Genomic DNA, 14,247 nt, shown 5'->3' with positions numbered 1-14,247 from the left:
GTTCCTTTACAAAAATGACCGCACTTTATGCTGCCAAAGTGCGGTCATTTTTTCGCTTTTTTATTCTCGGCTAATTCAGTTTGGCAAGGTATTGCTGTTCCGCCTCGTCATCAAACAACGCCTGCTGATCCGTCAGCACAAACCCCTTTAACTGCTCCGCCAGGGTCTTCGCCGCCCGAATCATCATTTTCAAATTGGTGCGATCGTTACCGGCGGACGGCAGCTGCATAAACAATGCGATGCCCACTGTTTGAAAATCGCTCATGGCATAAGGATTAAAAGTACCCGGCTGATTAATATTAGCGGCGCTGAACAATACCGGACTGGCGACGGTTAAATCGAGATGGCGGTGATAAATCTGCCCTTCGCCGAAAATAAAGCCCAGATCTTCCAGTGCCTGCGCCAGTACGCTACCGTGGAAGCTACGGTTTTCCGCCGCCACCACATACAGCATAATAAAAGACGAGGACTCTTCCGCCACCGTAGCGGCGGCATTATTATTTCGTACCTGTTCTTGCTCTTCCAAAGGTTGTTGCAGAGGAGGGGCGGAAAAGGGTGTCTGCGCCGCAGGCTGTATGCCGGCCTGTGCCGCTTCTTGTAACTGCACTCGCAACAGTTCGGAGGAAGAATTAATTCCTTCCTGTTCGTCGGCCATAGCTTCCACATCGGCAATGGTACGCTCACCCACATTGGCGTGAATTTCAGGCTGAATCTGAGGCTGAATCTGAGGCTGAATCTGAGGTTGTTGAACCTGAGCCTGTGTCTGCAACTGACGGCGCGAATCATAAGGGCGCATATCATAGAGGGTTTCGGAATCCGATCCCGGTAAGGTGATTTTTATCTGTTCCACCGATTGAGGCGCCTGAGAAGACGGCTGCTCCACCGGCGTCGTTCGACTTTCCGCTGCAAAATTCAAATTCTGCTGCGCGGCTTCCGGTTGAGAAGAAAAAGGGGCGGCAGAAGAAAATCCGGCTTCCGGGGATACGGGCGATGCCTGTACGGGCTGATGGGAAAAGGAGGAATCTGCTTGTCCGGCACGATTAAAGGTGTTGGCATTAACGAAATATTGAGATTTTTCACGTCGGTTGGCCCATAACCCGTGAGCCACTAAAGCAATCAGCGCAAGAATGCCTAAAATGATTAAAATTGTATTTAAATCCATTGCTATGCGATTCCTATGATTTTCTGTTTACCACTCGGCCGTTTCGACATAAAGCGAAAGCGTGCAAATGTGGCTAGCTTACCATATTTTCGCAATCGGGCGATATCTTTATCTTGAAATTCCCCCTTTAAACCCGCACTATAAACGGCGAAATTTAATCAGCGTCGTAACGGCGCCTCAGACTTCGTTATTCCTCCAAGGTCAATTTATTAAGGACACTTTATGCTAAAGCAAAATGAGATAGGATCGGGCTTCCATTATTTCGTCATGGGCTGGCACCTTATCCGGCAGAAAGGCCTGCGTCGCTTTGTAATTATGCCCGTAGTGCTGAATATCTTATTATTAAGCGGCCTGTTCTGGCTGTTCGTCAGCAAAATCAGCGATATGATCGATAGTCTGATGTCCTTTATTCCCGACTGGTTAAGCTGGCTCAGTGGAATTTTACTGGTTCTTTCCGTACTGATGATTCTGCTGCTGTTTTATTTTATCTTTACCGCCCTATCCGGCTTTATCGCTGCGCCCTTCAACGGGCTGTTGGCGGAAAAAGTGGAACAGATGCTCACCGGCGAAAGCCCGAACGATATGGGCATCGCCGACTTTATTAAAGATATACCGCGAATGCTAAAGCGGGAATGGCAAAAACTGCTATATAGCCTGCCGCGTTTGTTACTGCTGTTCTTACTCGGTTTTATGCCTTTAATCGGACAAACCCTGATTCCGCTGCTTACCTTTATATTTACCGCTTGGATGATGGGAATTCAATATTGCGACTATCCCTTCGATAATCACAAAATCAGTTTCCACAGTATGCGCTTCAATCTGGCGCAGAATAAAATCCAAACCACGGTATTCGGTAGCCTGGTTACCCTCTGTACCTTTGTTCCGCTGGTGAATTTTCTGATTATTCCGGTGGCCGTGTGCGGGGCAACCGCCATGTGGGTGGAAACTTACCGCCCGCAAACAGCTGTGCAAAAGCAAAATAGGGATTTAATGCCCAAAGGGCAAGGGAAAGAAGTTAGCCCGCAGGCCACCAAGGGCGATCTTACCCCTTAATGTTTTAAGGCACGCCTTAAGCGGGCGTGCTTTAAATTTGCCTGATTTTTAGTCGGTGTTTTTTCCTTTATCATCTAAACGAAAAAACTTTCTCTAAAAGCACCGCACTTTTATGCCGTTACCGCCTTCTTTATTGCCGAGCGGGCTGAAACCTTGACTTAATCCTCCTCTTCCCCCCTGATTCCCCCCCCTTTTAAATAACCATCAATTATAAAATATAACTAATAACCATTTTTTTTATTATATAGGCTATGCTAAAACTAAGCGCAATAAATAAGCAGGGTTCTTAAGGAGAACAGATCATGACTATTTTTGCAGATAATTCTTATTCTATCGGTAATACCCCCTTGGTGCGCTTAAAAAATTTCGGTAATAAAGGAAACCTGGTGGTAAAAATTGAAAGCCGTAACCCGAGCTTCAGCGTAAAATGCCGTATCGGTGCCAATATGGTATGGCAAGCGGAGCAGGACGGTATCCTGACGAAAGACAAAGAAATTGTCGATGCCACCAGCGGCAATACCGGTATCGCACTGGCTTACGTTGCCGCCGCACGAGGCTATAAAATCACCCTGACCATGCCGGAAACCATGAGCTTGGAACGTAAACGTCTGTTACGCGGCTTAGGGGTTAATCTGGTTCTGACCGAAGGGGCAAAAGGAATGAAAGGCGCCATCGCCAAAGCGGAAGAAATCGTCGCCTCAGATCCGAACCGTTATATTATGCTGAAACAATTTGAAAATCCGGCCAACCCGGATATTCACCAGAAAACCACCGGCCCGGAAATCTGGCAGGCAACGGAAGGCAAAGTGGATGTTATCGTAGCCGGCGTAGGTACCGGCGGAACCATTACGGGAATCAGCCGTTACTTGAAACAGGATCAGGGCAAGGCCGTGATTTCCGTAGCGGTGGAACCGGCGGAAAGCCCGGTAATCAAACAAACCCTGGCGGGAGAAGAAATTAAACCCGGCCCGCATAAAATTCAGGGGATAGGTGCCGGTTTTATTCCTAAAAATCTGGATCTTTCCTTATTGGATCGAGTCGAACAGGTGGATAGCGAAACAGCCATCGCTACCGCTCGCCGCCTGATGGCGGAAGAAGGCATTCTGGCGGGTATTTCCTCCGGTGCCGCCGTAGCCGCCGCCGATCGTCTGGCTAAATTGCCGCAATTCGCCGATAAACTTATCGTCGCCATTCTCCCTTCCGCTTCGGAGCGTTATTTAAGTACCGCCCTATTCGAAGGTATCGAAGGCTAATTATTCATTACTTGGAAAGCAAACCCCGCCCGGTTTTTATAAGCCGGGCTTTTTCATGCTTTTTATGCCTGCCCCCTGCCGACAAAGCAACGGGGAAACCTAGTATTTAAGCACCGAACCCCGCTTTTTTCACCCTTTCTGTTCTGATGCTAAACCGCCCGCTTAAGGACAAGCTATTTAACATAAAATATTTTATTTTTTCCCTTGAAATCCGTAAAAGGGGGCTTATCTTAAGCAACGTGAATAAAAAACGTTCGACAATTTTTTAACAGGAAGACAAAACTATGAATATTGAAAAATTCACTACAAAATTTCAACAGGCGCTGGCAGAAGCCCAGTCGTTGGCATTGGGAAAAGATAATCAGTTTATCGAACCGCTACACTTGTTGCAGGCTTTAGTAAACCAGCAGGATGGTTCGGTAGCGCCGATTCTCACCTCCGCCGGGGTTAATGTGCAAATGCTGCGGGCGCAGTTAAACAATGAATTGAATAAATTGCCGCAGGTTTCCGGTAACGGCGGCGACGTACAGCTGTCGCGCGCCTTAATCAATCTGCTCAATCTATGCGATAAAATCGCACAACGCCAAAAGGATAAATTTATTTCTTCGGAATTATTCCTGTTGGCGGCGCTGGAAGAACGCGGCGGATTGGGCGACTTGTTGCGTGCCAACGGATTGAAAAAAGAAAATTTACAACAGGCGATTCAACAGATTCGCGGAGGACAAAGCGTGAACGATCAGAATGCGGAAGAAAGCCGTCAGGCTCTGGAAAAATATACCATTGACCTAACCGAACGGGCGGAAAGCGGCAAGCTGGATCCGGTTATCGGCCGAGATGAAGAAATCCGCCGCGCCATTCAGGTATTGCAGCGCCGCACCAAAAACAATCCGGTATTGATCGGGGAACCCGGGGTCGGTAAAACCGCCATCGTGGAAGGTCTGGCACAACGCATTGTCAACGGCGAAGTACCGGAAGGATTAAAAAACAAGCGGGTGCTTTCCCTTGATATGGGGGCGCTGATTGCCGGTGCGAAATACCGCGGCGAATTTGAAGAACGCTTAAAAGCGGTATTAAAAGAATTAGCTCAGGAAGAAGGTAAAGTCATACTGTTTATTGATGAGATTCATACCATGGTGGGTGCGGGTAAAACCGACGGCGCCATGGACGCAGGCAACCTGCTGAAACCGTCCCTGGCTCGCGGCGAATTGCATTGTGTCGGTGCTACGACCTTGGACGAATACCGTCAGTACATCGAAAAAGACGCCGCCCTAGAACGCCGTTTCCAGAAAGTGTTTGTGGACGAACCTACGGTAGAAGACACCATTGCCATTCTGCGCGGTCTGAAAGAACGTTACGAGCTGCACCATCACGTACAGATCACCGATCCGGCCATTGTCGCGGCGGCAACCTTATCGCACCGTTATATTTCCGACCGTCAGCTGCCGGACAAGGCCATTGATTTAATCGATGAAGCGGCTTCCAGTATTCGTATGGAAATCGACTCCAAGCCCGAACCCTTAGATCGTCTGGACCGCCGCATAATTCAGCTGAAGCTGGAACAACAGGCACTGAAAAAAGAAGAAGATGATGCCAGCCGTAAACGTTTGGAAATGCTGGAACAGGAATTAAGCGAGAAAGAACGCGAATATTCCGAATTGGAAGAAGTCTGGAAAAGCGAAAAGGCCGCATTGTCCGGTACTCAGCATATTAAAGCGGAACTGGAAAACGCCCGTACCCAGATGGAACAGGCGCGCCGTGCCGGCGATTTGAATAAAATGTCGGAATTGCAATATGGGGTTATCCCGGCTCTGGAAAAACAACTGGCACAGGCCGACAGTGCGGAAGGTAAAGAAATGACCCTGCTGCGTTATCGAGTTACCGAGGAGGAAATTGCCGAAGTGCTTTCCCGCGCCACAGGTATACCGGTTTCACGCATGATGGAAGGGGAAAAAGAAAAACTACTGCGCATGGAAGAAGAACTGCATAAACGGGTTATCGGTCAAAGCGAAGCTGTCGAAGCGGTGGCTAATGCCATTCGCCGTAGCCGTGCCGGTTTATCCGATCCTAATCGTCCTATCGGTTCTTTCCTCTTCCTCGGCCCGACCGGGGTGGGTAAAACCGAGCTGTGCAAAACTCTGGCGAATTTCCTGTTTGACGATGAAAACGCCATGGTGCGTATCGATATGTCCGAATTTATGGAAAAACACAGTGTTTCCCGTTTAGTGGGCGCACCTCCGGGCTATGTAGGCTATGAAGAAGGCGGTTATTTAACCGAAGCGGTACGTCGTCGTCCTTATTCCGTCATACTATTGGATGAAGTGGAAAAAGCCCATCATGACGTCTTCAATATCCTGCTACAGGTATTGGACGACGGACGTCTGACCGACGGGCAAGGGCGTACCGTCGATTTCCGTAATACCGTGGTGATTATGACCTCCAACCTGGGTTCCGATTTAATTCAGGAAAACAAAGAGGCCGGCTACGAAGCCATGAAGCAGTTAGTGATGTCGGTGGTCGCTCAACACTTCCGACCGGAATTTATCAACCGGATTGACGAAAGCGTCGTATTCCATCCGTTGGATAAAGAGAATATTCGTTCCATCGCGAAAATTCAGTTACAACGTCTGGCACAGCGTATGGAAAGCCACGCCTATCCGTTGGAATTCACCGATGCCGCATTGGATTTCATCGGCAATATAGGCTACGACCCGGTTTACGGCGCACGTCCGCTGAAACGGGCTATCCAGCAGGAAGTGGAAAATCCGTTGGCGCAACAGATCCTGTCCGGCAAGTTATTACCGGGTAAAATCGTCCGACTGGACTATGAAAATAATCAAATTGTGGCTAAACAGGCATAATCCGAAAACCGCGCTGTATACCGCACTTTCAAAGTGCGGTATTTTTTTAGCTTTTTTTCAGCACGCCCGCATAATCCTAGCGCCGCCCCAAAACCCCATCGAATAAAAATCTCCGCCCATATCAAAAAACAAGCGCCAAAACGGCGCACTTTTCTGTTACCGCCGGCCCCTAAGTATTTTGATTAGGCCGGGATAAATAGCTATAATGCCAAACGATTACCAGTCAGAAAAAATACAGGAAGAAGTATGCAGTTTTCCAAAATGCACGGTTTAGGCAACGACTTTGTTGTTGTTGACGGCGTAACCCAGAATCTTTATTTTCCGCCGGAGCTTATTCGCAAGTTGGCGGATCGCCACCGTGGCATAGGTTTTGATCAGCTTCTGCTGGTCGAACCGCCCTATGATCCCGAGCTGGATTTCCACTACCGTATTTTCAATGCCGACGGCAGCGAAGTTTCCCAATGTGGTAACGGCGCTCGTTGTTTTGCCCGCTTTGTCAGCATGAAAGGGCTAACCGATAAGCAAGAGATCGCCGTCAGCACTCAAAAAGGTAATATGATTCTAAGCATTAAAGAAGACGGCATGATTCGCGTTAATATGGGCGAGCCGGTATGGGAACCGGCGAAAATTCCTTTTAACGCCAATAAATTCGAAAAAAATTATATTCTGCGTACCGAAATCCAAACCCTACTATGCGGCGCGGTTTCCATGGGCAACCCGCATTGCGTGGTTCAGGTGGAAGATATCGCAACAGCCAATGTGGCGCGCCTCGGCCCCTTAATCGAAAAACACGAACGCTTTCCGGAAAGGGTCAATGCGGGGTTTATGCAGGTGATTAACCGCAACCATATTAAATTGCGCGTCTACGAACGCGGTACCGGCGAAACCGAGGCCTGCGGCAGCGGCGCCTGTGCGGCGGCGGCGGTCGGCATTATGCAGGGGCTGTTGGAACATCAGGTTCAGGTGGATTTACCCGGCGGCAGCCTGAACATCGAATGGAAAGGCGAAGGTAATGATCTCTATATGACCGGCGATGCCACCCATATTTACGACGGCGTTATAAAACTTTAATAAAAACGACCGCACTTTTAGCACCGCCCGCGCAAGCCGAGTAAGGAAAGGAACATGAATGATCTGAACGAACAGCAAGTGGCCGATTATCTTAGCCGGCATCCGGATTTTTTTAACCGACACCCGACACTGCTGGATAAGCTGAAATTTAGCGAAGCCCATAAAGGCGTCCTGTCGCTGGTGGAAGTACAACTGGAAAGGCAACGCCGGCATATCCGTGAATTGGAAAGCGAATTGGATAAATTTGCCCGCTTGGCCAATAAAGAACCGGATATTTTTCTCGGCCTGATGCCGTTACAACAAAAGCTGTCCGCAGCGGAAAACTTCAGCCGCGGATTACAGAAACTGAATCAATGGGCCACCGAGTTTGAATTACAACAGGCGAAAATTCTACTGTTTAATGACCGCTGGCAAAAAAATCCCGATGTAGCCCCTCAATACTGGCTCGATCGCAACGCCTTTGAATGGCTCCGGCTGGAGCGCTTCGGGCTACGGCGTTTTTATCTGGGCGAACTGAGTAATAGAGAAAAATCATTGATATTCCTGCCCCAGGAACTGCCGGTCGGCTCCGTCGCCTGCTGCCAACTCGGCAACAGAAACGGACATCAGCCCGACGCCCTTTTATTATTTGCAGCCCATGATACCAGACGTTTTCACAACAGCCAGGATACCGCATTTCTGAAACACCTGGCGGATATTGTCGAACTGCACCTGCAGCGTTGGCTGGCGCCCTATAAAAACTAAAGCGGAAAGCCCTTATGGAGCAAATGAATCAAGCATTACAGCAATATTGGGATTACCTGCGTATCGAGCGTCGCGTCAGCCCTCATACCCTCACTAATTATCAGCGTCAGATGAAAGCCATCGGCAAATTGTTCGAGCTACAGGGGATTACACAATGGCGGCAGGTTACGCCGAGCCTGGTACGTTTTCTGTTAACGGAAAGCAAAAAATCCGGCCTGCATGAAAAAAGTCTGGCCTTGCGTCTATCCGTATTACGTCGCTTTCTGGCTTTTCTAGTGCGCCGAGGAGTATTGCAAGTTAATCCCGCGGAAGGAATATCCGCCCCCAAACAGGCAAAACATCTGCCGAAAAATATTGATGAGGCCCAGGTCGCCAAGCTACTGGATAACCACAGCAAGGAACCTATTGATATTCGTGATCGCGCCATGTTGGAACTGACCTACAGCTCGGGGTTGCGTCTGTCCGAATTGCAGGGGCTGAATTTAAATGCGGTAAATTTGCGTGCGCGGGAAATTCGCGTATTGGGGAAAGGAAATAAGGAACGCATACTGCCCTTCGGCCAACACGCCCTGCACGCACTACAGGCCTGGCTGAAGGTGCGTTTACTCTTTAATCCGAAGGATCAGGCGCTGTTCGTCAGTCAGCGCGGTAATCGAATCTCCCCCCGAACAATTCAGAAACGGATGGAAACCTGGGGCATACGCCAGGGGCTGAACAGCCATCTGAACCCGCATAAGCTGCGCCATTCCTTCGCTACCCATATGCTGGAAGCCAGCGCCGATCTACGCGCCGTACAGGAACTGCTGGGGCACAGTAATCTGGCCACAACCCAGATTTATACCCATCTGGATTTCCGCCATCTGGCTCAGGTATACGATGCGGCTCATCCGCGGGCAAAACGGAAAAAATAAGCCGGCGAACAAGGCCTTAACCCTGTTTTAATAAATAGAATAACCGGAAAAATATGATGAAATTCTACCGCTCTTTACGCCCTTTTCAGGTAATCTCCTTTGATCTGGACGATACCCTGTATGATAATTCGCAGGTGATTATCGAAGCGGAACGGCATTGTATCGAATTTCTGCGCCAATCCGCCGATATCGCCTTGGACGGTGAAAAATGGAACGCCTGCCGCCAGCAGATTGCACAGCAACAACCGCGCTTATGCGAAGATGTAACCGCATGGCGAATTGAAACCATCCAAACGCTGCTGCGCCAGGCCAATAAGCGCCCGGAGGAAATTCGCCTGATTTGCAATCGAACCATGCAGGCTTTTTTGCAACGCCGTCATGCTATCCGTCTGCCACAACAAAGCATGGATATTCTCAATCGCCTGAAGAAACGGGTTAAACTGGCGGCGCTCACCAACGGTAACCTCGAACCGGCCAGAATAGGATTGAATCAGTTTGACTTGGTCTTACAGGGGGGCAAACAAGGGCGAGCAAAACCCCATGCGGATTTATTCCGCCAAACGGCGGCTTATTTCAATGTGCCTACCCATCAGATTCTGCATATCGGCGATAATCTGATTACCGATGTACAGGGCGCGGTTCAGGCCGGTTGCCAGTCGGTATGGATTAACCTGTCCGGACGAAACCTGAACTTTTTTCCCGAAGCCGGCCTGCTGCCGGATCTGGAAATCGACGATCTCGGCGCGCTGCTGAAACTGTAACCCAAGCTTCAAAGCAGGCTGCAATACGGAATTTAAGCACCGGATATATTAAATATAGCGGCTCAATTCAATTAAATTTCCGTCCGGATCCCGCACATACAGCGAGAGCATTTTTCCCATCGCCCCGCTGCGCTCGACAATACCCGTTTCCGGAATCACCGAATGCGCCTGTAAATGCGCCATGACCTCTTCAAGGGGCGTATGGGTGATAAAACATAAATCCGCACTGCCCGCAAGCGGAGAACGAGCATGGGGCGAAATTTCCTTGCCCTGCAAATGCAAATTAATTTTCTGCCGTCCGAACAAAAGTGCGGTGCGATTCTGTCCGAAGGTTATGGCCTTAAAGCCCAAAACACCGCAATAAAAATCCCGGGTACGCTGAATATCAGCAACGGTCAGTACCAAGTGATCGAGATGGGAAATACTAATCATATAGCCTCCGCGTTCCGCCTTGCCCACACAAAAAATTTACCGCCCGCAGGCGGTAAAAAACAAATTGCTACAATAGGGTTTTCGAACGGGAAATCAACGTTTGCCGAACATTCCGCCTAAGCCGCCGAGCGCCCCCAAACCGCCCCCCATCATACCTTTCATACCGCGCATCATTTTCGCCATACCGCCACTACGCATTTTTTTCATCATACGCTGCATTTCATCAAACTGTTTGAGCAGCTTGTTCACATCTTGCACCTGGGTGCCGGAACCCAATGCGATACGACGACGGCGCGACCCTTTGATAATCGCCGGATTGGCGCGCTCTTTCAAGGTCATGGAATTGATAATGGCTTCCATTTTAACGAACATTTTATCATCGACCTGATTTTTAACCTGTTCGGGCAAATTCTTCGCCCCGGGCAGTTTTTCCAGCATACTCATCATACCGCCCATTTTTTTCATTTCCACCAGCTGATCACGGAAATCTTCAAGGGTGAAAGCATCTCCCTTTTTAAATTTCTGCGCCATTTTTTCCGCTTTTTCTTTATTAACGGAACGCTCCAGATCCTCAATTAACGAAAGAACGTCCCCCATTCCCAGAATACGGGAAGCCACACGATCCGGATGGAAAGGCTCAAGGGCGTCGGTTTTTTCGCCCACCCCGAGGAATTTAATCGGCTTGCCGGTAATCTGTCGAATGGATAAGGCCGCACCGCCGCGCGCATCCCCGTCCACCTTGGTCAGAATCACCCCGGTCAGGGGAAGTGCTTCATTAAAGGCTTTGGCGGTATTGGCGGCGTCCTGCCCGGTCATCGCATCGACCGTAAACAGGGTTTCAACCGGATTCAGTACCTCATGGATCCCCTTGATTTCCTCCATCATTTCACCGTCTACATGCAAACGGCCTGCGGTATCCACAATCAATACGTCGTAAAATTTCAGTTTCGCTTCCGTTAATGCGGCTTGAGCGATATCCACCGGGTTCTGTTTGATCTCGGAAGGGAAGAAATCGACTCCCACAGCCTGAGCCAGTGTTTCCAGCTGCTTAATCGCCGCCGGGCGGTAAACGTCGGCGGAAACCGTCAATACTTTTTTCTTATGACGCTCACGCAGGAATTTGGCTAATTTCGCCACACTGGTGGTTTTACCCGCCCCCTGTAAACCCGCCATCAATACCACTGCCGGCGGCTGTGCGGCGAGATTGAGGCTTTCATTCGCCTCACCCATGGCATTTTCCAATTCCGACTGCACAATTTTTATAAATTCCTGGCCGGGAGTCAGGCTCTTATTCACCTCAACCCCTACCGCACGCTCCTTCACCGCAGCGATAAACTCGCGTACCACAGGTAAAGCTACGTCCGCCTCCAATAACGCCATACGCACTTCACGCAGGGTATCCTTAATATTATCTTCGGTTAAACGCCCCTTTCCGGTAATATTACGCAGGGTTTTCGACAGGCGATCTGACAGATTTTCAAACATTGCAACAATCCTAATCAATTGGGTTTTTAGCTAAAAAATTGCGTTTATTATACTGGAATCACAGCTATTTTCACTATTTATACGCACATGGTGCAGATAAAGGCTGGCGATTTTAGTCAAGCGCCGTTAAAATTAGACACATTATCATATTCAGGATGAAACTATGTCGTTTGCTATTTTTTCCGCATTATTTTATATCGTGAGCCTGTTTTTCATCACGCCGATACTGATTAAAGCGCAATCGGGCGAGCATACTCAGAGTCCGAACAGAAGCTACTTTTTTCTGACCGTAGTTTTGGCCGTGTTGCTGCATGGCTTTAGCCTCACCCCTTTAATTCGCCAACTATTTTTCGAAGGGGAAAGTTTTACCCTGATCGCAATAAGCTCGCTGATTTCAGTTATTATTGCCGTTCTGGCCACCCTGGCAATCGCATTTAAAGTGAAAACCCTGTGGTTTCTGTTACCTGTGGTGTACAGCTTCGCCGCCATTAACCTGATTTTCACCGCTTTACTGCCCGAACATGTTATCTATAACCTGAGCCAAAACACCGGGCTGACCCTGCATATCGTCCTGGCGCTTTTTTCTTATGCGGTTTGTTTTATCGCCATGTTGTACAGTATTCAGCTGGTTTGGATCGATCGTAATCTGAAAAAGAAAATGATGATGGTTTCTCCTATAGTGCCGCCATTAATGACAGTGGAACGCCATTTTTTCACCGTAATGCTGACCGGCGAAATCCTGCTGACCCTCACCTTAATTTCCGGCGCCCTTTATCTGGCGGACTTTTTCGGCATACAAAATATTCAGAAAGCAATCTTTTCATTTATCGCCTGGTTTATTTTCGCTATTTTATTAATCGGCCATCATAAATTACATTGGCGCGGAAAAAGGATGATTAGTTACACGATTTCGGGTATGATTTTTCTGACAATCGCCTATTTCGGCAGCCGAGCTATGCTGAATATCTGAATAGGCTATTCCGCATCAATATAAAACGGAACAATCACAAAAATAAAGTGCGGTTATGTCCGCACTTGTTTTTTTAACTTATATAAGGATTATGGACCTTGGACAGTATCCCCCTGAGCACGCTATTTATCGTCCTGATTTCACTGCTAATTATCTCCGCTTATTTCTCCAGTTCCGAAACCGCGCTGTTATCCCTGAATCGCTACCGTATGCGCTTTCTGGCCGAACAGGGCAACCGAGGGGCGCGCAAGGCGGAAAAATTAGTCGCACAAACCGATAAACTGCTCAGCCTGATCCTTATTTGTAACAACCTGGCTAATATTCTGGCCTCTTCCATCGCCACCATTATAGGTATGCGTTTGTACGGCGATATCGGGGTAGCCGCCGCTACCGGCGCCTTAACCTTTATTATGCTGGTATTTGCGGAAATTTACCCGAAAACCGTCGCCGCCATCTACCCGGAAAAAATAGCCTTTCTGTCCGCCCATTTACTTACCCCGTTAATGAGAATATTCACTCCGCTGGTATTTTTTATGAACATGATTATCCATGCGCTCATTAAAATCAGCGGACTGAAGTCCGAACTCCGCACCAATAGCCTGAGCGCTGAAGAACTGCGTTCCATCGTACATGAAGCGGGAAAATTTATCCCCTCCGCACACCAGGAAATGCTGCTGTCCATCTTAGATCTGGAAAAAGTTACCGTGGACGATATTATGGTGCCGCGCAACGATATCGCAGGTATCGATATTGAAGACGATTGGAAAGCTATTATGCGCCAGCTGAATCATGCCGCACACGGTCGCGTCATATTGTACAAAGAAAACATGGACAAAAATATCATCGGTATTTTGCGCGTGCGGGAAGCTTATAGGCTAATGTCCGATAAAAACGAGTTCAATAAAGAAACCCTGATCCGTGCGGCGGACGAAGCCTATTTTATTCCGGAGGGCACCGCCTTAAACGTACAGCTGCTGAATTTTCGCCATAATAAGGAACGCCTTGGCCTGGTGGTTGACGAATACGGCGATATTAAAGGCCTGATTACGCTGGAAGATATACTGGAAGAAATCGTCGGAGAATTTACCACCTCCACCATGCCTTCCATCGAAGAAGAAATTGCTCAGCAGCCGGACGGCTCCGTAATAATCGACGGCGCCGCCAATATCCGCGATATTAACAAAGTTTTCGACTGGCAGCTGAACACCGATGAAGCCCGAACCTTCAACGGGCTGATACTGGAAACCCTGGAAGAGATTCCCGAACCCGGTTCCAGTTATGAAATCGAAGGCTTAAAGGTTACTATCCTTGAAGTGGGCGACAATATGGTAAAACGCGCTAAAGTGATTAAATTATAATCCGCTGCTCTTCAAACCGCGCAGCGCCCGCCATATGGCGTTGCGTTAATCTCATTCTTCCCTTTAGCTTTCCCGCTTATTCCGAGGCTCCGGTCTTCTCCGTCCTCTTAGGTTTAAATTGACATTATATTATTTTTAACGATAATTATTATCGTTATCTTTTGTTCGGATAGCATTATTCTTTATTTT

General features: G+C 48.5%; 12 protein-coding genes. 9 read left to right on the top strand and 3 right to left on the bottom strand.

All coding sequences use genetic code 11. The features are described 5' to 3' along the window. Positions 1-70 precede the first annotated feature (70 nt). A complete protein-coding gene (zipA, locus tag EDC45_RS01355) occupies positions 71-1,162 on the bottom strand; it encodes a cell division protein ZipA (RefSeq protein WP_133542701.1) in 1,092 nt (363 codons plus the stop codon). Between the two features lie 222 nt (positions 1,163-1,384). Between zipA and cysZ the strand changes: the two genes are divergently transcribed. The 7 genes from cysZ to EDC45_RS01320 all read left to right on the top strand — a co-directional run bounded on the left by cysZ (position 1,385) and on the right by EDC45_RS01320 (position 9,813). Continuing rightward, entirely contained in the window at positions 1,385-2,215 is an 831-nt protein-coding gene (gene cysZ / locus EDC45_RS01350) for a sulfate transporter CysZ (RefSeq protein ID WP_133542698.1), read from the top strand. A 302-nt stretch (positions 2,216-2,517) separates the two neighbouring features. Then, the gene (gene cysK, locus EDC45_RS01345) at positions 2,518-3,468 is read left to right on the top strand and encodes a cysteine synthase A (protein WP_133542696.1); all 951 of its coding nucleotides are present in this window, start codon (positions 2,518-2,520) and stop codon (positions 3,466-3,468) included. Positions 3,469-3,752: 284 nt separating this feature from the next. Next, entirely contained in the window at positions 3,753-6,326 is a 2,574-nt protein-coding gene (gene clpB / locus EDC45_RS01340) for an ATP-dependent chaperone ClpB (protein ID WP_133542694.1), read from the top strand. Positions 6,327-6,572: 246 nt separating this feature from the next. After that, positions 6,573-7,397 carry a diaminopimelate epimerase gene (gene dapF / locus EDC45_RS01335; protein ID WP_133542692.1) on the top strand — a complete coding sequence of 275 codons (825 nt, stop codon included), beginning with the start codon at positions 6,573-6,575 and terminating at the stop codon, positions 7,395-7,397. Between the two features lie 54 nt (positions 7,398-7,451). After that, the gene (locus EDC45_RS01330; RefSeq protein WP_133542690.1) at positions 7,452-8,141 is read left to right on the top strand and encodes a DUF484 family protein; all 690 of its coding nucleotides are present in this window, start codon (positions 7,452-7,454) and stop codon (positions 8,139-8,141) included. Between the two features lie 23 nt (positions 8,142-8,164). Then, on the top strand, positions 8,165-9,052 hold the full coding sequence (gene xerC / locus EDC45_RS01325; protein WP_133543248.1) for a tyrosine recombinase XerC: 888 nt from the start codon (positions 8,165-8,167) through the stop codon (positions 9,050-9,052). A 56-nt stretch (positions 9,053-9,108) separates the two neighbouring features. Then, on the top strand, positions 9,109-9,813 hold the full coding sequence (locus EDC45_RS01320; RefSeq protein ID WP_133543247.1) for an HAD-IA family hydrolase: 705 nt from the start codon (positions 9,109-9,111) through the stop codon (positions 9,811-9,813). Positions 9,814-9,861: 48 nt separating this feature from the next. Here the strand turns inward: EDC45_RS01320 and EDC45_RS01315 are convergent, their stop codons facing one another. Together EDC45_RS01315 and ffh are read right to left on the bottom strand one after the other, a co-directional pair. Continuing rightward, positions 9,862-10,245, bottom strand: a complete 384-nt coding sequence (locus tag EDC45_RS01315) for a VOC family protein (RefSeq protein ID WP_208107231.1) — start codon at positions 10,243-10,245, stop codon at positions 9,862-9,864. Positions 10,246-10,338: 93 nt separating this feature from the next. After that, positions 10,339-11,730: a signal recognition particle protein gene (gene ffh / locus EDC45_RS01310; protein ID WP_133542688.1), complete on the bottom strand. Its 1,392-nt coding sequence runs from the start codon at positions 11,728-11,730 to the stop codon at positions 10,339-10,341. A 163-nt stretch (positions 11,731-11,893) separates the two neighbouring features. Between ffh and EDC45_RS01305 the strand changes: the two genes are divergently transcribed. Both EDC45_RS01305 and EDC45_RS01300 read left to right on the top strand, forming a co-directional pair. Next, positions 11,894-12,700, top strand: coding sequence for a cytochrome C assembly family protein (locus tag EDC45_RS01305; RefSeq protein WP_133542686.1), 807 nt, complete (start codon positions 11,894-11,896; stop codon positions 12,698-12,700). Positions 12,701-12,798: 98 nt separating this feature from the next. Then, on the top strand, positions 12,799-14,058 hold the full coding sequence (locus EDC45_RS01300; protein ID WP_133542683.1) for an HlyC/CorC family transporter: 1,260 nt from the start codon (positions 12,799-12,801) through the stop codon (positions 14,056-14,058). Positions 14,059-14,247 lie beyond the last annotated feature (189 nt).

The sequence above is a fragment of the Mesocricetibacter intestinalis genome (assembly GCF_004363295.1).
In the GTDB taxonomy this organism is placed as follows: Bacteria; Pseudomonadota; Gammaproteobacteria; order Enterobacterales; family Pasteurellaceae; genus Mesocricetibacter; species Mesocricetibacter intestinalis.
Note: the sequence above shows the minus strand (reverse complement) of the source record. Positions and strands in the feature narration are given on the sequence as shown.